The organism is Mesocryomonas lacus (assembly GCF_055730105.2).
Map to the genome: position 1 here is coordinate 664,472 of NZ_JBUZWF020000003.1, position 22,626 is coordinate 687,097.

Sequence of the window (22,626 nt, forward strand, 5' to 3'; positions counted from 1 at the left end):
CGGCCTCAAGCTAATGCTGCGGTCAGCGGGAACGAGTTCCTGAATTCGGTGAATTCGACGCGGTTCCGGCCGTTCGCCTTCGCCTCGTAGAGCTTTGCGTCAGTCCGGCGGAACAGCGTTTCGAAGCTGATGGAATTGCGGAAGAACAGGCCGCCGACGCTGATGGACAAGGCGACGGGCTCGCCATTGCGGCCCATCAGCGGCATGGTCTCTGTGGCATGCCGGAGCCGCTCGGCCGTCGCCTCCGCGGACAGCATGCCGGCGCCCGGCAGGAACAGCCCGAACTCTTCGCCGCCGAGCCGTCCGATCACATCGCCGGCCCGTGTGACGCTGCGCAGATGCTCGGCGATGCGACAGAGGGCCTGGTCACCCATCGCGTGGCCATAACGGTCGTTGACCTGCTTGAAGTGGTCGGCGTCTATGATGAGGAGGGCGCCGCGCCCGCCCTCGGACGCCGCGATCTCGTCGAGCTCAGCCCGGACCCGGTTCGTGAACGCACCGCGGTTGAGGAGCCGTGTGAGGCCGTCATGGCTGGCCGCGTGGCGCAACTCGGCATTGCGCTGCGCCATTTCGCGCAGGCGGAGGCGGATGTAGCCGATCAGCGGGGCGCCGAGCATGACCGGCAGCACGACCGCCGACAGCACCGCGCGGCCAATATCAGTCGGCTCGATCCAGAGGGAAAGCGCGAGGTTGAACACCAGCGCCGCGGCCATCCAGATGGCGATGCCGATCGCGGTCGGCAGCGCCGCGGCGCCGGAGCGGCGTCTGGGAAAAAAGCTCAGCATTCTGCAAGTGCCGTGATCGGAGGGTATGGGCCGGAGTAGCTTTGTCCGCGTCGAACGAGGAACGCTCGCGCGGGTGGTTGCTTCTTGCGCTTGCGAAAGTCCGCCGTTGGCGGCGCTCGCTGAGCGGTCAACCGGTGGAGGTGGTCTCGGCGACGAAGGGCGGCAACTGGTCGAAGGCCGTCTTCAGCGCGTCCGACCAGCCCTCGGAAATCTTCTGGTAATAGGGGTCGCGCTGATCGAAGCGGCGGCGGTAGCCGGTCGCCAGGCTATCGGACTCGTAGAACTGCATGTCGATCGGCAGGCCGACGGACAGGTTCGACTTGATCGTGGAGTCGAACGAGACGAGCAGCAGCTTCGCAACATCCTCGAGCGCCATGCCCGGCTCGTAGGTGCGGATGATGATTGGCCGGCCGTATTTGTGCTCGCCGATCTGGAAGAACGGATTGTCGGCACCGGCCTCGATGAAGTTGCCCTCGGGATAGATCATGAACAGCCGCGGACGCCCGCCCTTGATCTGGCCGCCGAGCAGGAAGGACGCGCCGAACCGGCTGTCGGCCCGCTGACCGGACGGGCTGGTATAGCTGATCACCTCGCGCAGCGTGTCGCCGACGAGCTTGGCCGTCTGGAACATCGAGGGCTGGTTGAGGATCGCCGGCTCGCGGTCCACGGGGGCAAGACTGCGCTCTTCCAGCAGCGACACCGTCGACTGCGTGGTGGCGAGGTTGCCGGCGCTCAAAAGGCACAGGAAGCGCTCGCCCGGCACACACCAGGTCTTCATCTTGGAGACGACCGAGATGTTGTCGATGCCCGCATTGGTGCGGGTATCCGACATGAACACCAAGCCGCGATCGACAAGAAGGCCGACGCAATATGTCATTGCTTGCACATCCCCTAGAGCGTCCAGCGTCCTGTCGGACGCCCGTGGGACGCTCTTTTCCGTTGACCCCAGCACAACTTATGCCGATCGGACGAGTCCACCCGAATGCCGCTTAAACCAGCTGGTCGACCCGCCGCCCTGCCGCTGCCGAACGCAGCGGCCGATCCGGTCCGGTAGAGCGCAGTACAGTCGAACTACCGTCGTCTGCAAGCGCCGAGCGGCACTCGTTCCCTCGTCGATCCCGATTAGTATGGTTCCCAAAGGAACCGAAAGCCCTTCTCAGTCGCCACTCCAGGGGCAAATGAGCGCCGCTCCCGAAAGTTCATCGATTCTCGCGTCCGTATCCGAAGCATTGTGGAAAGGTGTGGATGTTAGCCTGCTACCTTCCCCTTGCGTCAGACTGCCCTGCCGCTGCCTCAAGCGTAAAAGCGATAGGTCTGCGCGATCTCCACAGCCAGGCGGTTGTGGTCGATCATGAAGCCGGTCAGGAACTCGTGCAGGCCACCGTTGATGACCTGGTTCACGTCGCAGGTGCGGAAGTGGCCGTAGGTCTTGACCGCCGTTGTCTGACAGTCGTTCGGCGCATCGAGATTGCGGGCGAGCGAGCCAAGGCTCTCCTTGATCGAGTTGTAGCAGTGCGCCAGCGAGCGCGGCATCCGCTCGTTGAAGATCAGGAAATCGATGATGTCGGAGGCGCGGTAGTCGGTATCGTATTCCCAGGTGTAGGAGCGGTGCGCCGAGACCGAGCGTAGGATCGAGCCCCACTGGAAGTTATCCAGCGATGAGCCGACCGAGGAGTGCGTCGGCAACAGCACCCAGTATTTGACGTCGAGGATGCGCGCGGTGTTATCGGCGCGCTCCACGAAGGTGCCGAGGTTGCAGAAGTCGAAGATCTCGTTGCGCAGCATGGTGCCGTAGAAGGCGCCGCGCATGTAGGCGCACTGCTTCTTGACCATGTCGAGGACGGCCGGCAGCTGCCCGTCGCGCAGCGGCATCTGCAGCCGGCGCTTGAGAAGGATCCAGCTCTCGTTCAGCGCCTCCCAGCTCTCGCGGGTGAGGGCCGTGCGCACCATGCGTCCGTTCATCCGCGCCGTCTCGATCGAGGAGAGGACGCTCGACGGGTTGTCGTAGTCGCTGAGCAGGAAGTCGACCATCTGCCGTGGCTCGAAGTCGGGATATTTCGCCTTATAGGCGACCTCGACGCCGGCGGTGACCAGTACGGAGTGCCACTCGTCCTGCTCGGAGGAGAGGTTGGTGAGCGAGAGCCTGAGGCCCGCATCGATCAACCGCGCCATGTTCTCGGCACGTTCGATATAGCGGTGCATCCAGAAGAGGCCTTGGGCGGTGCGTCCGAGAAGCGCCATGCGGGATCAGTCCTCCAGAACCCAGGTGTCTTTGGTGCCGCCGCCCTGGCTGGAATTGACGACCAGCGAGCCCTCCTTCAGCGCCACGCGCGTCAGCCCGCCCGGAATGATCTTGATCTTGTCGGAGACGAGGACGAACGGCCTGAGATCGACATGGCGGGAGGCGAGGCCCTGTTCGAGCAGGATTGGCACGGTCGACAACGCGAGGGTCGGCTGGGCGATGTAGTTGCTGGGCCTTGCCCGCAGCTTGGCGGCGAAAAGCTCCCGCTCCTCAGCCGTCGAGGTCGGGCCGACCAGCATGCCGTAGCCGCCGGAACCGTGCACTTCCTTGACCACCAGTTCGGCGAGATGGTCGAGCACATAGGCCAGGCTATCGGCCTCCGCACAGCGCCAGGTCGGCACGTTCTCGAGCAGCGCCGGCTGGCCCGTGTAGAACTCAACAATCTCCGGCATGTAGGAATAGATCGCCTTGTCGTCGGAGATGCCGGTGCCCGGGGCGTTGGCGATGGTGATGCCGCCGGCCTTGTAGACCTCCATGATGCCGGCGACGCCCAGCACCGATTCCTTGTTGAACACCAGCGGGTCGAGATAGTCGTCGTCGACGCGGCGGTAGAGGATGTCGATGATCTTGTAGCCCTCGGTGGTGCGCATCTGGATGCGCCCGTCGACGAGCTTCAGATCCGCGCCCTCGACCAGCTCGACGCCCATCTGGTCGGCAAGGAAGGCGTGCTCGTAATAGGCGGAGTTGTGGATGCCGGGCGTCAGCACGGCAATCGTCGGTGCGCCCTTGCAGGCCGGCGGCGCGACCGCGGCGAGCGAACGGCGGAGGTGATGGGGATAGGTCTCGACCGGCCGCACGCGGTTCTGCACGAACAGCTCCGGGAACATCTGCATCATCGTCTCGCGGTTCTCGATCATGTACGAGACGCCGGACGGGGTGCGGGCATTGTCCTCAAGAACGTAAAACTGGTCCTCGCCGACGCGCACGATGTCGGTGCCGATGATGTGGGTGTAGACGCCGCCGGGCGGCGTGAAGCCGATCATCTCCGGCAGGAAGGCCGCATTGCCCTCGATCAGCCGGGCCGGAATCTTGCCGGCCTTCACGATTTCCTGGTCGTGGTAGATGTCGTGCAGGAACATGTTCAGCGCGCGGACGCGCTGCTCGATGCCCTCGGCGAGGCGCTGCCATTCGCGGTTGTTGATGATCCGCGGCACGAGATCGAACGGAATGAGGCGCTCGGCCGCCTCGGCCTCACCGTAGACGGCGAAGGTGATGCCGGTGCGGCGGAAGAAGTTCTCCGCCTCGCTGGCCTTCTCGACCAGCAGTTCCGGATCCTGCTGGCGATACCAGGCATGGAACCGCTCATATGGCTGCCGAACCCCGGTTTCGCCCTTCAGCATCTCGTCAAACGGCGTCACGGCGTCCCTCCAAATCAACCGTGCTTAAAAGAGAAGCCAAAAGCCGGAAAATCAAGGCGTCCGGCAAGAATTAGGGAAACTGCCGATAGTTTGATCGAACTGCTGCGTTTCTCACCCGATGCCGCCCATCGAATGGGCGTCGGGAGCCGCATTGGGTGGCAATTTGCTGTGCGTGGCGGCGTCGGGGCCTGCGGCGCATTCACTGTGGCGGTCGAGCGGACCGGCTTGCATCGGCGGCGCGCGCGGCCCTACACAGGGCAAGAGGATCGGCACGCCGTGCTCTCGGACGCAACGTCCGGGGCGCCGCAGAGCCGGCAGAGGAGGGGACGTGGCCAAGACGCGGGAGGATGATGCGACGCGACTGGACGACGCCGCCCGCGCCGGCTGGCTCTATTACGTCGCCGGCAACACGCAGGAGGAGATCGCCGCCAAGCTCGGCACGTCCCGCCAGTCGGCGCAGCGTCTCGTCTCGCTCTCGGTCTCCTCCGGCCTCGTCAAGGTCCGCATCGACCATCCCATCGCCGCTTGCCTTGAGCATTCGCGCGCGCTGACCGGAAAGTACGGTCTATCGTTCTGCGAGGTGGTGCCGTCCGATCCCGGCTCGGCGTCGACGACCCTTGGCATTGCGGAAGCCTGTGCGGCCGAGATGCAGCGCAGGCTTTCCCAGGTTAAGCCGCTGGTGATGGCGATCGGCACGGGGCGCACGCTGAAAGCGGCGGTAGAGCGGTTGCCGGCGATGACTTGCCCGCAGCACCGGATAGTCTCGCTCACCGGCAACATCGCGCTCGACGGCTCGGCCTCGATCTACAACGTCATCTTCACCATGGCCGATGCCGTGCAGGCCCGGCACTATCCGATGCCGCTGCCGGTGGTGGTGTCGAGCCCCGAGGAGAGGGCGCTGCTGCACGAGCAGAAGGTAGTCCAGAGCACGTTGGCGCTGGCCGCGATTGCCAGCGTCACTTTCCTCGGCGTTGGCGAGCTCGGCGCCCAGGCGCCGCTCGTGGTCGACGGCTTCATCACCGCGGAAGACCGCGACCAGCTCGCCGCCCTCGACGCGGTCGGCGAGATCGTGGGCTGGGCCTTCGACGCCCAGGGAAGGATCATCGACTGTCCCTTCAACGACCGTGTCGCCAGCGCGCCGATCCCCGCGACGACCACTGGCGACGTGATCGTCGTCGCGATGGGCAGCGCCAAGACCGCGCCGGTCCACGCGGCGCTCTGCGGGGCCATCGCCAACGGCCTGATCACCGACGAGACGACCGCCCGTGCCCTGCTTGAGCGGTGATGGAGGTCCGCCCGAAACCGCGGTGCCGGCATCGCCGGTCGATGCCTTGCGAAACTCCTGTGTACTAAGCGCTCACGCGATCGAATTGCTGCGCTGCCGCAGCAGATTGATTTGACACCCGACGCATCTAGTGGGAATTTGCCCGTCCATTGGTCAATTGCTCATGAAGCTGGGAGGCTCTTAATGACCCTGATGAAAATTCTCGCGGGCGCCGTGTCGCTGATGGCCTTCACGGCCGGGGCAAATGCCCAGACCACGCTGACCATCGGCACGGTCAACAATTCGGACATGGTCCGCATGCAGGGCCTCACCGAGGACTTCACCAAGAAGCATCCGGACATCGCCCTCAACTGGGTGACGCTGGAAGAGAACATCCTGCGCCAGCGCGTCACCACCGACATCGCCACCAAGGGTGGCCAGTTCGACGTGATGACCATCGGCACCTACGAGGTTCCGATCTGGTCCAAGCAGCAGTGGCTCGCACCTCTCGACAAGCTCGGCGCCGATTACGACGCCGACGACCTGATCCCGGCGATCCGCAATGCCCTTTCGACCGACGGCACGCTCTACGCCGCGCCGTTCTATGCCGAGAGCACGCTGACGCTCTACCGCAAGGACCTGTTCGAAGCTGCCGGCCTCACGATGCCGGAAAAGCCGACCTGGAACTTCATCGCGGAAGCCGCTGAGAAGATCACCAACAAGGACACTGGCGTTTACGGCATCTGCCTGCGTGGCAAGCCGGGCTGGGGCGAGAACATGGCCTTCCTCGGCAACATGGCCCGCGACTTCGGCGCCAACTACTTCGACGCCAACTGGAAGCCGCAGTTCGAAAGCGAAGGCTGGAAGAAGGCCGTCACCCTCTACGTCGACCTGATGACCAAGTACGGCCCTCCAGGTGCCGCTGCCAACGGCTTCAACGAGAACCTCTCGCTGTTCGGCCAGGGCAAGTGCGGCATGTGGATGGATGCGAGCGTCGCGGCGTCCTTCGTGACCGATCCGAAGCAGAGCCAGGTTGCCGACAAGGTCGGTTTCGCGCCGGGTCCTTGCGGCATCGAGAACTGCCCGAACGAGGGTGCGAACTGGCTCTGGGCCTGGTCGCTGGCCGTCCCGGCAAGCTCCGAGAAGAAGGAGGCCGCGCAGACCTTCATCTCCTGGGCAACGTCCAAGGCCTATCTCGACCTCGTCGCCTCCAAGGAAGGCTGGGCGAACGTTCCTCCGGGCACGCGTACCTCGCTCTACAAGAACCCGGAATACGTGAAGGCCGCCCCGTTCGCCGAGGCGACGCTCGCCGCGATCAACAAGGCTGATCCGTCGATGGGCGAGGGCAAGCCCTATGTCGGCCTGCAGTTCGCCGCAATCCCTGAGTTCCAGGGTCTGGGCACCGCAATCGGCCAGCAGATGGCGGCCGCACTCTCGGGCTCGACCACGGTGGATGCGGCGCTCGCCGCTGCCCAGGCCCAGGCGACCCGCGAACTGACCCGCGGCGGCTACATCAAGTAGATCGGCGGTCGAGGGCCGGTTCGCGCCGGCCCTCAGATTGTCCGAGCTTTCGATGCCCGCTGGCGCCACGGCGACGGGCATCTGACTGCAGAACCATCCTTCGTCCGCACGCCAGTCTCCGGCCATCGCTGGCCGGAGACCTTTTGCCCCTCAGACGGGTTTCGGCCGCCCTCATCGCTCGTGCGCGGCCCCTTGTCGGAACCGGATCATGGCGACAACCCAAACCAAGTCGGTCGCACGCCTGATGATGGCGCCTTCCGTCATCGTTCTCTTTCTCTGGATGCTGGTCCCGCTCGGGCTGACGCTCTGGTTCTCGACGCTGCGCTACGGGTTCTACAACCCGGAGACGCCGTTCGTCTGGTTCGAGAACTATTCCTATTTCCTCTCCGACCCGCGCTTCATCAGCGCCTTCCAGAACACGCTGCTCCTGGTGTTCGGCGTCCTCTGCGTCACCATCCTCGGCGGCATCCTGATCGCCCTTCTGCTGGACCAGGAGTTCTACGGCCAGACCGTCGTCCGTCTTCTCGTGATCGCGCCCTTCTTCGTCATGCCGACGGTGGCCGCGCTGGTCTGGAAGAACATGATGATGAACCCGGTCTACGGCGTGATCGGGCAATTATTGAACGCCGTCGGCATCGGGTCGATCGACTGGCTGACCAATTGGCCGCTGACGTCGATCATCATCATCGTCGCCTGGCAGTGGCTGCCCTTCTCCGTGCTTATCCTTCTGACCGCGCTGCAGTCGCTGTCGCAGGACCAGAAGGAAGCCGCCGAGATGGACGGCGCCGGGGCGCTCTCGATCTTCTGGTACATCACGCTGCCGCACATGAAGCGGGCGATCACCGTGGTGATCCTCATCCAGACGATCTTCCTTCTCTCCGTCTACGCCGAGATCGCGGTGACGACGGGTGGCGGCGAGGCGTCGTCGAACCTCCCATTCTTGATCGCCTCGATCATCTCGCTGGAAGGTGATGTCGGAACGGCCTCGGCCGGCGGTATCGTCGCCGTCATCGTCGCCAACATTGTCGCGTTCTTCCTCGTCCGCATCGTCGGCAAGAACCTGGAGGCCTGAGCCATGGCCCGCGCCATCACCACGCGCCGCAAGATCGGCATGACGGTCCTCGCCTGGATCGTCGGGTTCCTGATCTTCTTCCCGATCCTCTGGACGATCCTGACCTCGTTCAAGTCGGAACTCGACGCGATCTCGATCCCGCCGAAATTCTTGTTCTTCAACTGGACGACCGAGAACTACGTCGCGATCCAGGAGCAGCGGAACTACTTCGCCTTCCTGTGGAACTCAGTGATCCTGGCGCTTGGCTCCACAGCGCTCGGCCTCTGCTTCGCCATTCCCGCCGCCTGGGCGATGGCCTTCTCGCCGACCAAGCGCACCAAGGACGTGCTGCTCTGGATGCTGTCGACCAAGATGATGCCGGCGGTCGGCGCCTTGGTGCCGATCACCATCCTGTTTCGCTATTTCGGCCTGCTCGACAGCCGCATCGGCCTGATCGTCATCCTGTTCCTGATCAACCTGCCGATCATCGTCTGGATGCTCTACACCTACTTCAAGGAAATTCCGGTCGACATCCTGGAGGCTGCGCGCATGGACGGCGCGAACCTTCGCAAGGAGTTGACGCAGGTGCTGGCGCCGATGGCGATCCCCGGCATCGCCTCGACCGTTCTCCTCAACGTCATTCTCGCCTGGAACGAGGCGTTCTGGACGCTGCTGCTGACCACCACGAACGCGGCACCGCTCAGCGCCTTCATCGCCTCGTTTTCCAGCCCGCAGGGTAATTTCTACGCCAAGCTCTCCGCCGCCTCGACGCTCTCGATAGCCCCCATCCTCATCATCGGTTGGTTGGCGCAGAAGCAGTTGGTGCGCGGTCTGACCTTCGGCGCCGTCAAGTAACGGAAGGGATCGGCATGGCTTCCATCACTCTCAAGCAGGTCTCCAAGCGCTTCGGCGATGCGGTGATCATTCCTGGTCTCGACCTCGACATCCAGCATGGTGAGTTCGTGGTCTTCGTCGGGCCGTCCGGCTGCGGCAAGTCCACGCTGCTGCGCCTGATCGCCGGGCTCGAGGACGTCTCTGGCGGCGTCATCTCGATCGACGGCAAGGACGTGACCAACGTCTCGCCCGCGGGCCGCCAACTCGCCATGGTGTTCCAGTCCTACGCGCTCTACCCGCACATGACGGTCGGCCAGAACATCGGCTTCCCGCTGAAGATGGCCGGCGAGAGCAAGGACGCGATCCAGGCGAAGGTCCGCACCGCCGCCGCCACGCTGAACCTTACCGACTACCTCGAGCGCAAGCCGAAGGACCTCTCCGGCGGCCAGCGCCAGCGCGTCGCCATCGGCCGCGCCATCGTGCGCTCGCCGAAGGGCTTTCTGTTCGACGAGCCGCTGTCGAACCTCGACGCGGCGCTGCGCGTGAACATGCGGCTCGAGATCTCCGAGCTGCACCAGGAACTGAAGACGACGATGATCTACGTCACCCACGACCAGGTCGAAGCGATGACCATGGCGGACAAGATCGTCGTCCTCAACCGCGGCAATATCGAGCAGGTCGGCTCGCCCCTCGACCTCTACGAGAACCCGAAGAACCTCTTCGTCGCCGGCTTCATCGGCTCGCCGAAGATGAACTTCTTCACCGGCGAATACGCCAAGGCCCGCGGCGCTCCGACCGTCGGTGTCCGCCCCGAGCACCTGAAGATCTCGAAGGATTCCGGCGACCTTCGGGGCATTGCCGGCGTCTCCGAGCATCTGGGATCCGACACGTTCATCCACATCAAGATGGACAATGGCGACCAGGTGACCGCGCGGGGCCTCGGCGACTACCGCGTCAGCCACGGCGACCCGGTCTGGCTGACGCCAGAGCCGAACCGCACCCACCGCTTCGATGCCGCCGGCCTGACGCTCGGCAAGGCCTGAACCGTCCTTGCCGCTGGCCCGGGTCCGAGCCAGGCGGCGACAGCATGGGAGGGGCCCGGCGGCCTCTCCGCGACGAATGACAACCCATCCACCTGACCGCCGCCTGGCCGATCCATGCCGCGCGGCCGCGATGCCATTTCAGGAGCCCAAACCATGAGCGTCAGGCTGTCCTCCGCGACCCTTCCGGCCATCGCCGCCACCGCTTCCGTGCCAAGCTACGACCGCGCGACGCTGTCGGCCGGCATCCTGCATTTCGGCATCGGCAATTTCCACCGGGCCCATCAGGCGGTCTACCTCGACGATCTGTTCAATACGGGCGAGGGCCACGACTTCGCCATCGTCGGGGCCGGCATGCTCTCCTTCGAGACGGCGATGCGCGACAAGCTCGGTGCGCAGGACTATCTCACCACCGTCGTCGAGCAGGACAACAACCGCACCGCCGCTCGCGTGACCGGCCCGATGATCGACTACCTGCCGATCGGCGATGGCGCGGCGATCGTCGCCCGGCTTGCCGATCCCGCGATCCGCATCGTGTCGATGACCATCACCGAGGGTGGCTATTTCGTCGACGCATCCGGCCATTTCGATCCCGCCCATCCGGCGATCGTCGCGGACGGCGCGAATCCCACCTCACCGAAGACCGTCTTCGGCTTGATCGCCGCCGGCCTGAAAGCCCGCCGCGAGGCCGGCACCGCGCCGTTCACGGTGATGTCCTGCGACAACATTCCGCACAACGGCGTCGTCGCGAAGGACGCCGTCGCCGGCACCGCGGCGCTCTCGGACACAGCGCTCGCCGACTGGATCCGCGCCAACGTCGCCTTCCCGAACTCGATGGTCGATCGCATCACCCCGGCCACCAGCCCGCGCGAGATCGAGAACCTCACCGCCGAGTTCGGCATCGACGACAACTGGCCGGTCTACTGCGAGGAGTTCAAGCAGTGGGTGATGGAGGATAATTTTCCGGCCGGGCGCCCGGCGCTGGAGAAGGTCGGCGTCACCTTCGTTGACGACGTCGCCCCATGGGAACTGATGAAGATCCGCATCCTCAACGGCGGCCATGCGGCGATCGCCTATCCCGGCATCCTCCTCGACATCCAGTTCGTGCACGAGGCGATGCAGCATCCCTTGATCGCGGCCTTCCTCGAGAAGCTCACCAAGGACGAGATCATCCCGGTCGTGCCGCCGGTGCCCGACACCTCGCTCGAAGACTACCGCAAGCTCATCGAGCACCGTTTCCTCAACCCGAAGATCGCCGACACCGTCGCGCGCCTCGCGCTCGACGGCTCGAACCGTCAGCCGAAGTTCATCGTGCCGACGATCCGCGACCGGCTCGCCGCCGGGCAGGGGATCGAAGGCCTCGCCCTCGTCTCCGCGCTCTGGTGCCGGGCGCTGGGCGGCCCGTCGGAGGCCGGCAAGGACATGCCGCTGGTCGACCCGAACATCGACCGTATCCGCGCCGCCGCCGTCGCCGCCAAGACCGATCCCGACGCCTTCCTCGCCTTGAAGGATGTCTACGGCGACCTCGCCGGCAACGCCGTCTTCCGCGAACGCTTCGCCTTCATGCTGCGCTCGCTGTGGGACAAGGGTGTCGTCGAGACGCTGACGGCCTACCTCCGCTAGGGCGCAGTCACGGTCTCGCCTCTAAAGCGCAGCGCCGACGCCAAAACCTTATCTTCCCGGCCTTGATCCCAGCGAAACCGACGGTTTCGCTGGGATTCATTCCTCTCCGCCGGAGAGGTGGCTGGCGATGAAGCAAGGCCGTGGCAGTAAACTGGCATGGGCTGGCAAAAATCCTGATGGTAACGCCACGGGCCGTGGCGCAGCCGATCCGATCGGCGAGGGCCCCTCGATTTCTGTCGCCAGCGCAATCCCCAAATCGCGTGGCACGGTCCGTGCCTCCAGCCTCGCGCCAGCATGGACCCCGACAACTGTATCCCAAGTACTGGCCCCGAAAGGATACGATATGTCCGCGACTGTTTTTGAAGAAAGCCTGACGGAAGACGCCGAGAAGGAACGCCTGGCGACGTCGATGATCGAGGTCTCCAAGCTGACGCGTGATCTCCTGGCGCTGCATCTCGCCACGATCGCACTGTCCCCCGGCGAAGACGACTACATGCTCGCGCTGAGCCCCCGTGCGCCGACCGACCTCGCCGAGGCGGCGGAGGAACTCGGTGTTCATCCGACCGCTGTGACCGCTGCATATGACCGGTTGCGCGTCCGCAATCTCGTCGACGTCGACGGCAACGTGATCACGCTGACGGAGTCCGGCAAGGAAACCCGGTCGTATATCTCCACCATCTACCGGATGGTCGGCGAAGACATTGCCAGCCGGCTCAGCGTCGATCGGCTCGATGTGGTCAGAAGCGTGCTCGACGACGTCAAGAAGAACATGAAGCAGGCGCTCCGGAAAGCGCGCTAACCCGGGCTACCGGTTGTTTGACCTGGCCCGCGCAGCGCTTCGGAAGCGCTTTCCGGGCCAGGCCGGGAAGACCGTTCTCAGAAGCGGGGCCATTCAAAGTCGTGGCGGAGGCCGCTTCCGATTTCCCGCTCGATGTTCTAACCCGTTTCCCGAAAGACTTCGGGAGCGACCATGCAGAATCTCTTCATCGGCGTTGATGTAGGCACCGGCAGCGCACGCGCCGGCGTTTTCGATGAGACCGGCCGGCTGCTCGGCGCGGCCAAGCGGCCGATCCGGATCTGGACGGAGGAGGGCGGGCTGGTCGAGCAGTCCTCCGCCGACATCTGGGCCGCCGTGGTCGCATCCGTCCGAGAGGCCATGGAGCGCGCCGGCGCCGATCCCGCCGCCGTGCGCGGCCTTGGCTTCGACGCGACCTGCTCGCTCGTGGTGCTGGACGGCGAGGGTCACTCGCTGCCGGTCGGACCGTCCGAGGATCCGCAGCGCGACATCATCGTCTGGATGGACCACCGCGCGATGGACCAGACCCGGCGCATCAACGAGACCCACCATGCGGTGCTGACCTATGTCGGCGGCGTCATCTCGCCGGAGATGGAAACGCCGAAACTGCTGTGGCTGAAGGAGAACCGTCCGGCGGTCTTCGCCCGCGCGGGGCACTTCTTCGACCTCGCGGATTTCCTCTCCTTTCGCGCTACCGGCAGTCTGGCGCGGTCGGTCTGCACGGTCACCTGCAAATGGACCTATCTCGCGCATGAGTCGCGCTGGGATGCCGACTATTTTCACGCCATCGGCCTCGGCGAACTCGCCGACGAGGGCTTTCGGCGTATCGGCACGGAGATCGTCGACATCGCCTCGCCGCTCGGCCAGGGCCTCACCGCCGCCGCCGCCGCTGAGCTTGGCCTCGTCGCCGGTACCCCCGTCGGCGCACCGCTGATCGACGCGCATGCCGGCGGCGTCGGCACGCTCGGCGGCAAGAATGGCGACAAGGGTAGCGTCGGTGCCGAGCCGGCCGACCCTTCGGCGCAGATGGCGATGATCATGGGAACGTCGTCCTGCGCGATGATGCTCACCACCCAGCCGGCCTTCGTCGACGGTGTCTGGGGGCCTTATTACGGCGCGCTGCTGCCGGGCTACTGGCTGCTGGAGGGCGGCCAGTCGGCCTATGGCGCCGGGCTCGACTACCTCGTCGGCCTGCATCCGGCGACGCCGGCAGCCCGGGAAGCCGCGGCACTGAAGGGGATCGGCCTGCTCGACTTCCTGGAGCAGCGGGCGATCGCGCTGGCCGGCTCGATCGAGGCGGTAGCGCGGCTGGCGAATGGGATCCATGTCGTGCCGGAATTCCTCGGCAACCGGTCGCCGGAAGCCGATCCGAAGGCGACGGCGGTGATCGCCGGCCTCGGCCTCGACACCAGCCTCGACAGCCTCGTCCGCCTGTTCGTCGCGGGCCTCTGCGGTCTCTGCTACGGAACCCGCCAGATCGTCGAGGCGACGCGCGCCCGCAAGGTCGACATCGGCACCATCGTCGCCAGCGGCGGCGCGGCCCGCAGCCCGCTGCTGCGCCGCATTCTTGCGGATGCCGCCGATCTGAAGGTCGCGCTTCCGGAGACTGCAGAGCCGGTTCTGCTGGGGTCGGCGATGCTCGGCGCCGTGGCCGCCGGCACCTATCCCGATCTCCGGCAGGCGGCGGCCGCCATGTGCCGGACGGGCGACGAGATCACGCCCGCAGGCGGCGACATCGCCGCCTTCCACCAGGCGAAGTTCGCGGTCTACGGCATTCTCCAGACGGCCGAGCGCGCCTCACGCCGGCACATGCTGGGCGTCTGAAGAGGGTGCCCGAGCTTCCTTTTCCCTGTACCCTCTGGCTGCCGGCAAGAACCAGGTTCTAGGACTGGCAGTCTTGCATTCGGCATTCGGGGGTCGCTGGCGACCTCCCGCTATTCCGCCTGAGACACCACGAAATCCTGGTCGAAACTCGAGACTTCGTCGCTCGACGTGTCGTGCAGCGTGTAGGTGACGGTGTAGTTGCCGGGCGGGGCGCTTTCGAGGGTCAGCGTCATGTCGATGGAGTATTCCTGGTTCTGCTCGTGGCTCTCCTGCTTGACTGACATGAAGCCCTTCTGGTCGCTGACGAGGGTGCCGTCCGAGGTCTTCAAAGCGAGGTCGATGACGAAGCCGATCTCGTACTTGCCGCCATCCACCGGCTTCCAGCCGAAGCCGATCGGCTCGACATAGGAGATGATCGGCTCGCCGGGCTTGAAGATGTTGTTGTCGCGCGCGTCGTACATGCCGTAGCCGGTCGAGCTCGCCTTGACGAAGGTCACCTTCTTCTCGGTCAGCGGCAGCTGTTCCCAGGCCGCCTTGCTGGCGGTTTCCGCCGTCTGCAGCGCCTCGATCGTCTGCGCCGACGCCATCGTCGCCAAGGCCGGCAATGCCAGACCCGCCGTCACAAGGGCCAGCATGGTCGCCGCAGCCCGTCCCGAAACCAGTGTCATCTCATTCTCCTGAGAAACGGGCTCCTCCCGCCCCGAATTAAGCCGTAGCACGGCCCTTGCCGCGGCGTCACGACGCCCTGCGCTCTCCGCCGCGTGCCCACGCGGAAATGATCGCGGCGGGCAGCGTCACGCGGGCGCAGGTCGCATCCGCACTGCGCTGCTGCCGTGTCCGGGTCGCGCCGAGCCCTTGATGATCAGTGAAATTCTTCCGCGGACATTTACCAAGTCTTTAGGATGAATGTGGGACCAATAGGGATCGAAAACGGGCCGGGCTCGCACTCTCAGGCGGGCTGCTGGCGCGAGCGGGGGTCGAGCCCGTCCGCGCCGGCTTGCGACAGGATATCTCCATGCGTCTTCCCAAGCTTCCGGCCCTTCCGATCCGCCTTCCGAAGGTCGCCGCCGCGCCCGGTCCGACGGCGGACGGCTGGACCGTCCAGCCGCGCAATGCCCGCCGCAGCAAGAGCCGTTTTCTGCTGGCCGTCGGGCTGTTCTGCAGCGTCTACGGCGTGATCGGTGGCCGGCTGGCGATGATCGGCATTGCCGGCGATCCGACCGGTGCCTACCAGGCCGGGGCGCAGCGCGGCCCGATCACCCGCCCGGACCTCCTCGACCGCAATGGCGAGGTGCTGGCGACCGACATCAAGATGGCGTCGCTGTTCGCCGAGCCGAAGCGCATCGTCGATGTCGACGAGGCAACCGAAGCGCTGCTCAGCGTGCTCCCGGACCTCGACCCGAAGAGCCTGCATGCGAAACTGTCCTCCGAGCAGGGCTTTGCCTGGCTGCGGCGCGAGTTGACCCCGCGCCAGCAGCAGCAGGTTTTTGCCCTAGGCCTGCCCGGCATCGGCTTCCGCACCGAGAAGCGCCGCTTCTATCCCGGTGGCAACACCGCAGCCCATGTCCTCGGCCTCACCAACATCGACAACCAGGGCATCTCCGGCATGGAGAAGTATGTCGACGACAGCGGCTTCCGCGACCTGCAGGCCAGCGGCTTTGCCGGCAACGGCAAGCTCGAGCCGGTCAAGCTCGCGCTCGACCTGCGCGTCCAGCACGTGCTGCGCGACGAGTTGACGACGGCGATGAAGAAGTACCGCGCGATCGCCGCCGGCGGCCTGGTGATGGACGTCGAGACCGGCGAGATCGTCGCCATGGGCTCGGTGCCCGACTACGACCCGAACAACCCGGTCGACGCGCAGAAGAAGGAGAACCTCAACCGCATCTCCGCCGGCGTGTTCGAAATGGGCTCGACCTTCAAGATCTTCACCACCGGCATGGCGCTGGACTCGGGCAAGGTGAACATTAACAGCTCTATCGACACGACGCCGTTCCGCGTCTCCGGCCACACGATCAAGGAGTTCCACAACAAGGGCTCCTCGCTGACCGTGCCGGAGATCTTCAAGTACTCCTCGAACGTCGGCTCGGCGCGCGAAGCGGACATGGTGGGCATCGAGGGGCACCAGGCCTTCCTCACCCGCCTTGGCCTCCTCAGCCGCATCAAGACCGAGCTGCCGGAGGTCGCGACGCCGACCCAGCCGAAGGTCTGGAAGAAGATCAACTCGATGACCATTGCTTTCGGCCACGGCGTGTCGACGACGCCGCTGAACACGGCGGTCGCCGCCGCGGCGCTGGTCAATGGCGGTTTCTACATCCCGCCGACCTTCCTGCCGCGGACCAAGGCCGAGGCCGATGCGATCAAGGTGCGGGTCGTCGAGGACCGGACCTCGAAGGACATGCGCACGATCTTCCGCATCAACGGCGAGGAAGGCTCGGGACGCAATGCCAACATTCCCGGCTACCACGTCGGCGGCAAGACCGGCACGGCCGAGAAGGTCGAGCATGGCAAGTACAACCACAACAAGATCTTCAACGCTTTCGTTGGCGCCTTCCCGATCGAGAAGCCGCGCTATCTCGTCCTCGCCATCATCGACGAGCCGAAGACCGAGCCGGGCAAGCCCAACGCCCAGGCCGGCTGGAACGCCGCCCCCATGGTCGGCGAGATCGTCCGCCGCTCCGCCACCTTCCTCGGCGTGAAGCCCGACTTCGGCGATATCGGCCGCACGCTGATGGTGAAGTACTGAGCTAACGCCACCGGGCGGAACGCCCTTCGCAGCTAGCTTCGTGACAGCTCGGGAAGAGGGAAACGCCGCCCGCATCGGCGACTCTCAGGATGTCACGCCCGCCTGAATGACCCGTCACCGGCCGTCCGCAGCGATGCCTGGCCCGGCTGTCAGGGCGCCAGCAGGGCGGCGTAGAGCGACTTGACGCGGTCCATCACCTGACGCTCGGTATGACCAGCCAGCACCCTGGCGCGGGCCGCATGGCCCATGGCGGCAACGGTCTGCGGCTCTCTAGCAAGGCGCACGAGGGCCGCCGCCAGGGCTGGCGCATCGCCGGGCGGCACCACGATCCCGCTGATGCCGTCCTCAACGAAACTGCGGCAGCCCGGCACGTCGGTTGTGACCATCGCCCGCCCGCAGGCCGCCGCCTCCAGCAGCGTCCGCGGCAGGCCCTCGCCGCCGCGTGAGGGCAGGCAAGCGACGTGATGCGCCCGCCATACAGCGGCGACGTCGCCCGCATGGCCGTGCCAGCCGATGCCGTCCTCACGCGCCCAGGCCTCGAGCGTCGCTTGCGGCACCGCCTTGGGGTTCGACGGATCCGGCGCGCCGTAGAGTGATAGCTCGACGTCGGCGCCCGCTTGCCGCGCCAGCCGCACCGCCTCGACGGCGATGTCGGCGCCCTTCGACCACAGCATCCGGGCGACCAGCGCCACCCGGAGCGCTGGCTGGCCGGGCAGCGGCAGCTCGGGAAGAGCGACGGGGTCGACGCCGGCGCCGCCGACGATCGTCACGTTTGGCGCGCCGGGATGGAGCCCGAGAAGCGCGGGATCGTCGGCATTCTCGAACAGATAGCGGGTGCGCGGCGTCGACAGCGGCCCGCGGATCGCCGCCTTCACCACCGCGCGAGCGCTCTTGCCGACGCGGTCCTGCTTGGCGCCAATCAGGCCGAGACCGGTCAGCGCGAAGATCCGCCGGTCGATCCCGGCAAGGCGGGCGGCCATGCCCCCGAGGAGGATCGGCTTCAGCGCGATGCAGTGGACGATGTCCGGCCGCTCCGCCCGCATCACCTGCGCCAGACGGCGGACAACGCCGACCGCCGCCAGCGGATTGAGGCTCCGCCGCTCGGCCTCGAGCGCGATCGGCACGGCCCCGGTCGCCGCGATCGCCCCGGCATGCCCGCGGATCCGGCAGACGACGCGCACCTCCAGCCCCAACTCCCGCGCCGCCCGCGCCATCGGCAGGAAATGCGAGGCGAAGAACCAGTCCTCGGTGACGACGAACAGGATCTTTTGGGCGGTGGAAACTGGCATGAGCGGTCCGGGATCGAGGCCCCGAAAGGGGGATGTAGCTCCCATAGCGCATTGCAAAGTTCCCGCAAAATGGCGCTTTCTGCGGGAACTATTGAACTTGGTAACAGGAGAAGAGGGCCCGCTGCTCTGACGGCCTCGGCGTCACAGCAAATGCATCCGGCGCACGCTCCCGGAGACGCTCGGCGCGGGGGCTTGACCGGCCGCGGCGGCGGTGGTGGATGCTCGCGGGCGTCCGGCGCGAGTGCGGACGAGAGACCGAGGCCGCAGGAGCGCACCGATGACCTACGCCACCTATCCCAGCCTCGAGGGCGTTGCCGTCATCGTCACCGGCGGCGCTTCCGGCATCGGCGCCGAGACCGTGCGCGCCTTTGTGGGTCAAGGCGCGCGGGTCGGCTTCATCGACATCGACGCGGCCCGCGGCGCGGCGCTTGCCGCCGAGCTCTCGGCATCCGGCGGCCGGGTCCGCTTCGAGGCTTGCGACCTCCGCGACATCGATGCGCTGCGCACCGTGATGGCGTCGCTAGAGGCCGCGCACGGGCCTTGCGGCGTCCTTGTCAACAATGCCGCCCGCGACGACCGGCATGGGTTTGCCGAGGTGACCCCGGACTATTACGACGAGCGCATGGCGACGAACCTTCGCCACCAGTTCTTTGCGATTCAGGCCGTCGCGCCGGGCATGATCGCCGCGAACAAGGGCTCGATCATCAATCTCGGCTCGGTTTCCTGGATGCAGACCATGGGCGGCATGCCGGTCTACGCCTCGGCCAAGGCTGCGGTGCACGGGCTCACGCGCTCGTTTGCCCGCGACCTCGGCGCGCACCGCATTCGCGTCAACACCGTGGTGCCGGGCTGGGTGATGACCGAGCGACAGAAGGAGCTCTGGGCAACGCCTGAGGGGGTCGCCGCGCACCTGCAGCGCCAGTGCATTCCGGTGGAGATCGAGCCGGTCTACCTCGCCCGGATGATCCTATTCCTCGCCTCCGACGATGCTGCCATGTGCACCGGGCAGGACTTCTTCGTCGACGCCGGCTCGACCTGACCAATGTGAGCTCGGTCGCCTAGGTCGGGCGTCTTACTCGGTCCGGCGTCGCGGGGCGTCGGGGCCGATGTCGAGCTCGTAGACCACGTGCCGCTCGGCAAAGCCGGCGAGCTGGTAGAGCGAGCGCATCGCGGCATTGCTGGTGGCGGTGCGCCCGACGATGCGGGTAAAACCCTTGGCCTTGGCATGCGCCATCACCGCACGCAGGAGCGCTACCGCCGCCGCCGGCCCGGCGCGGGCGCCGTCGACATAGAGGCTGCGGAAGTCGGCATAGCTGTCGCCGGTGATGAAGTTCTGCCGCGCCGCGACCCAGGCCCAGCCGATCACGGCACCGTCCGCGCCGACCAGGACCTTCGTCCAGTCGTCGCCGTATTTCAGCAGCTTGCCGAGCTTCTTGCGGTAATGGTCGAGGTCGGTCACCGCCTCGTCGGCGAAGGAGCGCACGGCGATCTCGGCCTCGAAGCCGGCGACCGCGTCGATGTCCGCGGGGCGGAAGTCGCGCAAGGTGAAGCGGGGGGTATCGGCCGGCATCGCGCCCTTTCCAAGGAGAAGCGGGCCTCGAAAAGTCCGCTGTGCTTGCCGCTCGGCGGCGCAATCATTATAGAACCGGCTTCATAGAACCGGCCAAGGCGAGCGATCGCCGCCGCCCGTCCTGACGCCGTTTCCCGGCGCGGCCTGAATACAGCTTGCAGAATGGTGACGCCATGAGAATCCGGCAGGTCCTTGCGGACATGCGCAATTGCAACGCGCTCATGGAAGACGAGACCGCCCTGCGCGAGGCGGCCGTCGCCGCCGCGACCGCCGCGGGCGCCACGGTGATCGGCGAGCACGCCCAGCGCTACGTGCCGCACGGCGTGACCTTCGTGCTGTTCCTGGCCGAAAGCCACATCATGCTGACGACATGGCCGGAATACCGGCTGGTGATGGCCGACATCCTCCTCTGCAATCCCGACATGTCGGAGGATGCGGCCATCGACGAGATCGCCCGGCGTATCTGCCCGGACGGTGTCGTCGAGCGCAGCTACGTCACCCGCCACATCGAGTCGCTCGGAACCGCTTGATGCGCCCCGCCGGCTGGCATTTCCTGCCCTCCGGCGGCGAACGGCCGAGCCGCGACAGCCTTCTCGCCGCCGCCGAGACCGGGCCGGCCGCGCTGGCGCGGGAGCTGCGCGCGGCACGGGCCATCCTCGGCGCTGCCCGGGCGGCCGCCCTCCTGCAGGCGGCCGAGGCCGAGGCCGGGCACCGTTTCGGCCGGCCGATGCCGGTTCTCCTCGCCACCACCCAGCAGCCGCGCTCGCTCGCCGACGCGCTGACCCTTGGCTTTGCCATCGCCGGCTTCGCGCTGACGCTGCGCAGCGTCGAGGGTATTCTTGCCGCGCGCGCCTTGCTGGCGGAGGGGACGGACGCGCCGGCCGATCCGCAGGAAAAGCTTGCCGCCGACGTCGATCCGGCTGCGGGCGTGCGGATGACCTTGCTGTCCATGCCGGATGACGGCGCTTTGCCCGAGAGTGCCGGCGCGCTGGGCGATCTTGCGGCACAGCTGGCAATGCGGACCATGGCGCCGGTTGGACTGGCAAGGTTCCGCTTGCCTGGCCTTCCGGCGGAGGGCATCGCCGCGGAGGGCGCCGATGTCGTGCCGCTCGATATTCCGGTTACCGCGGTGTTCGACCAGCGTTTTGCCGCCACTTTTGGCGCGATCCTGACCAGCGAGGCTGCTGATCGCCTGGCCGACGCTGCCGCCGGCCTTGCCGCCCGGCTTGAGGGCACGGCGCCGAAACTGGTGATCTCCGATCTCGACGGGACGCTCTGGAAGGGGGTTCTCGGCGAGGGCGCCCAAAGCGAAACGGGTGAGGGCGTGCCACCTGTTCACCGCGCCTATGCCGAAGCGCTGGCTGGCCTCGCCGACCGCGGCCTGGTGCTCGCCATCGCCAGCCGGAACGATCCCGCCGACGTCGAGACCGCGCTGCGGACCGCCGCGCCGCTTGGGCCCGACGCCTTTGCCGCCCGCGCCGTCGGCTGGGCCGACAAGGCCTCGCTCGTCGCCGACATCCTCGACCGGCTCGGCCTTGCGCCCGAGCATGCGATGTTCATCGACGACGACCCGGTGAACTGCGCCGCCGTCGCCGCGCGCTTTCCGGCGATGGATGTTCGCCTCTTCGCCGGGGACCCGGATGCGTTTGCTGCAGCGCTCCTCGCCGATCCGCTGCTGGCGGGTGGCGCTGCCGGGCCTGAACGCGCGGCGCAGTACCGGCGCCGGGCGGCGGTCGAGCGCCTGCGCGATACGGCGGCGGACGAGGCGGCCTTCCTGCGGAGGCTCAACACCCGCGTCACGCTCTTGCCGCTCGACGCGTCGCTGCGCCCGCGCGCCGCCGAGCTGGCGAGCCGGGTCAACCAGTTCCTGTTCACCGCCTACCGGCCGAACGGACCGCAGCTCGCCGCCCGCCCGGACGGCCTCGACACCATGGCGCGCCTCGACGACGCTTTCGGCGCGCACGGGCTGGTCGGGCTGGTTCTGGCGCACCGGGAGGGCGAGGAGGCCGTCATCGACAACCTCTTCCTCAGTTGCCGCGCGCTGCAGCGGGGCGTCGAAGGCGCGCTGCTGCACGGTCTCGCCCGTCAGGCGAAGGCCGCCGGGCTCCAACGCATCCGCGCCGGGATCGAGCATCTGCCGCGCAACGAACCGGCCCGCGAAGCGCTTGCTGGTCTCGGCTTCGTCGCGGCGGACGGGGTGTGGATCTACGATCTCGGCCTTGCGGGCGGGCCGCTCGAGGGCGTACCCGAGGGGATCGATCTCATCCTCACGCCGGGAGCGCCGACTTGACCACCCTTGCCAAGGCGATCATCGCCACCGCCGCCGACGTGCTCGATCTCTCGCCCGACCAACTCTCGCCCGATACCAAGGCCGCCGATGTCGGCGCCTGGGACAGCTTTGGCCATGTCCGCATCGTTCTGGCCCTTGAGGCCGAGTTCGGCGTCGAGCTGACCATGGCCGAAATCGAGCGCTCGGACAGCGTGGCCGGCCTCGTCGCCGCGGTCGAGGCGGCGCAGAAGCGGGCGGCCTGAGCCAGGCGCGCCTGCTTGCTCACAGGCTCTGCCATCTTCGACTGAGCCTACCGCGCGGGGCGCAAGTGAGCTCGATCGGCGGGTAGCGCTGGTT

General features: G+C 66.6%; 20 protein-coding genes. 13 read left to right on the top strand and 7 right to left on the bottom strand.

Annotated elements, in window-relative coordinates; translation table 11 throughout:
* Positions 1-5 precede the first annotated feature (5 nt).
* The 4 genes from ACZLZQ_RS12920 to ACZLZQ_RS12935 all read right to left on the bottom strand — a co-directional run bounded on the left by ACZLZQ_RS12920 (position 6) and on the right by ACZLZQ_RS12935 (position 4,427).
* A complete protein-coding gene (locus ACZLZQ_RS12920; RefSeq protein WP_472949696.1) occupies positions 6-785 on the bottom strand; it encodes a GGDEF domain-containing protein in 780 nt (259 codons plus the stop codon).
* Positions 786-912: 127 nt separating this feature from the next.
* Complete coding sequence (locus ACZLZQ_RS12925) at positions 913-1,662, bottom strand: proteasome-type protease (protein ID WP_472934084.1); 750 nt, start codon at positions 1,660-1,662, stop codon at positions 913-915.
* 416 nt (positions 1,663-2,078) lie between these two features.
* Positions 2,079-3,026, bottom strand: a complete 948-nt coding sequence (locus ACZLZQ_RS12930; RefSeq protein ID WP_472934083.1) for an alpha-E domain-containing protein — start codon at positions 3,024-3,026, stop codon at positions 2,079-2,081.
* Positions 3,027-3,032: 6 nt separating this feature from the next.
* Positions 3,033-4,427 (bottom strand): circularly permuted type 2 ATP-grasp protein, encoded by a 1,395-nt coding sequence (locus ACZLZQ_RS12935; protein WP_472934210.1) that lies wholly within the window; start codon positions 4,425-4,427, stop codon positions 3,033-3,035.
* A gap of 346 nt (positions 4,428-4,773) precedes the next feature.
* On the opposite strand from ACZLZQ_RS12935, the gene ACZLZQ_RS12940 reads away from it, so the two are divergent.
* From ACZLZQ_RS12940 to ACZLZQ_RS12975, 8 genes are all read left to right on the top strand, one after another.
* On the top strand, positions 4,774-5,730 hold the full coding sequence (locus ACZLZQ_RS12940; RefSeq protein ID WP_472949697.1) for a sugar-binding transcriptional regulator: 957 nt from the start codon (positions 4,774-4,776) through the stop codon (positions 5,728-5,730).
* A 192-nt stretch (positions 5,731-5,922) separates the two neighbouring features.
* Positions 5,923-7,230, top strand: coding sequence for an ABC transporter substrate-binding protein (locus ACZLZQ_RS12945; RefSeq protein WP_472949925.1), 1,308 nt, complete (start codon positions 5,923-5,925; stop codon positions 7,228-7,230).
* Between the two features lie 208 nt (positions 7,231-7,438).
* Positions 7,439-8,302, top strand: coding sequence for a carbohydrate ABC transporter permease (locus ACZLZQ_RS12950; RefSeq protein ID WP_472949698.1), 864 nt, complete (start codon positions 7,439-7,441; stop codon positions 8,300-8,302).
* A gap of 3 nt (positions 8,303-8,305) precedes the next feature.
* The gene (locus ACZLZQ_RS12955; protein WP_472937260.1) at positions 8,306-9,136 is read left to right on the top strand and encodes a carbohydrate ABC transporter permease; all 831 of its coding nucleotides are present in this window, start codon (positions 8,306-8,308) and stop codon (positions 9,134-9,136) included.
* 14 nt (positions 9,137-9,150) lie between these two features.
* The gene (locus ACZLZQ_RS12960; protein ID WP_472934076.1) at positions 9,151-10,158 is read left to right on the top strand and encodes an ABC transporter ATP-binding protein; all 1,008 of its coding nucleotides are present in this window, start codon (positions 9,151-9,153) and stop codon (positions 10,156-10,158) included.
* A gap of 153 nt (positions 10,159-10,311) precedes the next feature.
* The gene (locus ACZLZQ_RS12965; protein WP_472949699.1) at positions 10,312-11,778 is read left to right on the top strand and encodes a mannitol dehydrogenase family protein; all 1,467 of its coding nucleotides are present in this window, start codon (positions 10,312-10,314) and stop codon (positions 11,776-11,778) included.
* 127 nt (positions 11,779-11,905) lie between these two features.
* Positions 11,906-12,577 (top strand): MarR family winged helix-turn-helix transcriptional regulator, encoded by a 672-nt coding sequence (locus ACZLZQ_RS12970; RefSeq protein WP_472949700.1) that lies wholly within the window; start codon positions 11,906-11,908, stop codon positions 12,575-12,577.
* Positions 12,578-12,748: 171 nt separating this feature from the next.
* Positions 12,749-14,398 (top strand): FGGY-family carbohydrate kinase, encoded by a 1,650-nt coding sequence (locus ACZLZQ_RS12975; RefSeq protein ID WP_472949701.1) that lies wholly within the window; start codon positions 12,749-12,751, stop codon positions 14,396-14,398.
* A gap of 110 nt (positions 14,399-14,508) precedes the next feature.
* Here the strand turns inward: ACZLZQ_RS12975 and ACZLZQ_RS12980 are convergent, their stop codons facing one another.
* Complete coding sequence (locus ACZLZQ_RS12980) at positions 14,509-15,066, bottom strand: hypothetical protein (RefSeq protein WP_472949702.1); 558 nt, start codon at positions 15,064-15,066, stop codon at positions 14,509-14,511.
* A gap of 347 nt (positions 15,067-15,413) precedes the next feature.
* Between ACZLZQ_RS12980 and ACZLZQ_RS12985 the strand changes: the two genes are divergently transcribed.
* Entirely contained in the window at positions 15,414-17,141 is a 1,728-nt protein-coding gene (locus tag ACZLZQ_RS12985) for a peptidoglycan D,D-transpeptidase FtsI family protein (RefSeq protein WP_472949703.1), read from the top strand.
* A 149-nt stretch (positions 17,142-17,290) separates the two neighbouring features.
* Here ACZLZQ_RS12985 and ACZLZQ_RS12990 read toward each other — a convergent pair whose 3' ends face one another.
* A complete protein-coding gene (locus tag ACZLZQ_RS12990; RefSeq protein ID WP_472949704.1) occupies positions 17,291-18,430 on the bottom strand; it encodes a glycosyltransferase family 4 protein in 1,140 nt (379 codons plus the stop codon).
* 277 nt (positions 18,431-18,707) lie between these two features.
* On the opposite strand from ACZLZQ_RS12990, the gene ACZLZQ_RS12995 reads away from it, so the two are divergent.
* Positions 18,708-19,469, top strand: a complete 762-nt coding sequence (locus ACZLZQ_RS12995; protein WP_472949705.1) for an SDR family NAD(P)-dependent oxidoreductase — start codon at positions 18,708-18,710, stop codon at positions 19,467-19,469.
* 33 nt (positions 19,470-19,502) lie between these two features.
* On the opposite strand, the gene ACZLZQ_RS13000 is transcribed toward ACZLZQ_RS12995, so the two are convergent.
* Positions 19,503-20,000 carry a GNAT family N-acetyltransferase gene (locus ACZLZQ_RS13000; RefSeq protein WP_472949706.1) on the bottom strand — a complete coding sequence of 166 codons (498 nt, stop codon included), beginning with the start codon at positions 19,998-20,000 and terminating at the stop codon, positions 19,503-19,505.
* Positions 20,001-20,173: 173 nt separating this feature from the next.
* Here ACZLZQ_RS13000 and ACZLZQ_RS13005 point away from each other — a divergent pair, with 173 nt between their 5' ends.
* The 3 genes from ACZLZQ_RS13005 to ACZLZQ_RS13015 are packed head-to-tail and all read left to right on the top strand — an operon-like array spanning position 20,174 to position 22,532.
* Entirely contained in the window at positions 20,174-20,530 is a 357-nt protein-coding gene (locus ACZLZQ_RS13005; protein ID WP_472949708.1) for an S-adenosylmethionine decarboxylase family protein, read from the top strand.
* On the top strand, positions 20,530-22,290 hold the full coding sequence (locus ACZLZQ_RS13010) for an HAD-IIIC family phosphatase (RefSeq protein ID WP_472949709.1): 1,761 nt from the start codon (positions 20,530-20,532) through the stop codon (positions 22,288-22,290). The genes ACZLZQ_RS13005 and ACZLZQ_RS13010 overlap by 1 nt, the downstream gene beginning before the upstream one ends.
* A complete protein-coding gene (locus ACZLZQ_RS13015) occupies positions 22,287-22,532 on the top strand; it encodes an acyl carrier protein (RefSeq protein WP_472949710.1) in 246 nt (81 codons plus the stop codon). The genes ACZLZQ_RS13010 and ACZLZQ_RS13015 overlap by 4 nt, the downstream gene beginning before the upstream one ends.
* Positions 22,533-22,626: the final 94 nt, after the last annotated feature.

What these genes read in the sequence shown, in the direction of transcription:
- ACZLZQ_RS12970 (WP_472949700.1), top strand. Translation starts at nt 11,906, where the DNA reads ATGAAGCAAGGCCGTGGCAGTAAACTGGCATGGGCTGGCAAAAATCCT.
- ACZLZQ_RS12960 (WP_472934076.1), top strand. Translation starts at nt 9,151, where the DNA reads ATGGCTTCCATCACTCTCAAGCAGGTCTCCAAGCGCTTCGGCGATGCG.
- ACZLZQ_RS13010 (WP_472949709.1), top strand. Translation starts at nt 20,530, where the DNA reads ATGCGCCCCGCCGGCTGGCATTTCCTGCCCTCCGGCGGCGAACGGCCG.
- ACZLZQ_RS12950 (WP_472949698.1), top strand. Translation starts at nt 7,439, where the DNA reads ATGGCGACAACCCAAACCAAGTCGGTCGCACGCCTGATGATGGCGCCT.
- ACZLZQ_RS12945 (WP_472949925.1), top strand. Translation starts at nt 5,923, where the DNA reads ATGAAAATTCTCGCGGGCGCCGTGTCGCTGATGGCCTTCACGGCCGGG.
- ACZLZQ_RS12920 (WP_472949696.1), bottom strand. Translation starts at nt 785, where the DNA reads ATGCTGAGCTTTTTTCCCAGACGCCGCTCCGGCGCCGCGGCGCTGCCG.
- ACZLZQ_RS12925 (WP_472934084.1), bottom strand. Translation starts at nt 1,662, where the DNA reads ATGACATATTGCGTCGGCCTTCTTGTCGATCGCGGCTTGGTGTTCATG.
- ACZLZQ_RS12975 (WP_472949701.1), top strand. Translation starts at nt 12,749, where the DNA reads ATGCAGAATCTCTTCATCGGCGTTGATGTAGGCACCGGCAGCGCACGC.
- ACZLZQ_RS12930 (WP_472934083.1), bottom strand. Translation starts at nt 3,026, where the DNA reads ATGGCGCTTCTCGGACGCACCGCCCAAGGCCTCTTCTGGATGCACCGC.
- ACZLZQ_RS12995 (WP_472949705.1), top strand. Translation starts at nt 18,708, where the DNA reads ATGACCTACGCCACCTATCCCAGCCTCGAGGGCGTTGCCGTCATCGTC.
- ACZLZQ_RS12935 (WP_472934210.1), bottom strand. Translation starts at nt 4,427, where the DNA reads ATGCTGAAGGGCGAAACCGGGGTTCGGCAGCCATATGAGCGGTTCCAT.
- ACZLZQ_RS13000 (WP_472949706.1), bottom strand. Translation starts at nt 20,000, where the DNA reads ATGCCGGCCGATACCCCCCGCTTCACCTTGCGCGACTTCCGCCCCGCG.
- ACZLZQ_RS12955 (WP_472937260.1), top strand. Translation starts at nt 8,306, where the DNA reads ATGGCCCGCGCCATCACCACGCGCCGCAAGATCGGCATGACGGTCCTC.
- ACZLZQ_RS12990 (WP_472949704.1), bottom strand. Translation starts at nt 18,430, where the DNA reads ATGCCAGTTTCCACCGCCCAAAAGATCCTGTTCGTCGTCACCGAGGAC.
- ACZLZQ_RS13005 (WP_472949708.1), top strand. Translation starts at nt 20,174, where the DNA reads ATGAGAATCCGGCAGGTCCTTGCGGACATGCGCAATTGCAACGCGCTC.
- ACZLZQ_RS12965 (WP_472949699.1), top strand. Translation starts at nt 10,312, where the DNA reads ATGAGCGTCAGGCTGTCCTCCGCGACCCTTCCGGCCATCGCCGCCACC.
- ACZLZQ_RS12985 (WP_472949703.1), top strand. Translation starts at nt 15,414, where the DNA reads ATGCGTCTTCCCAAGCTTCCGGCCCTTCCGATCCGCCTTCCGAAGGTC.
- ACZLZQ_RS12980 (WP_472949702.1), bottom strand. Translation starts at nt 15,066, where the DNA reads ATGACACTGGTTTCGGGACGGGCTGCGGCGACCATGCTGGCCCTTGTG.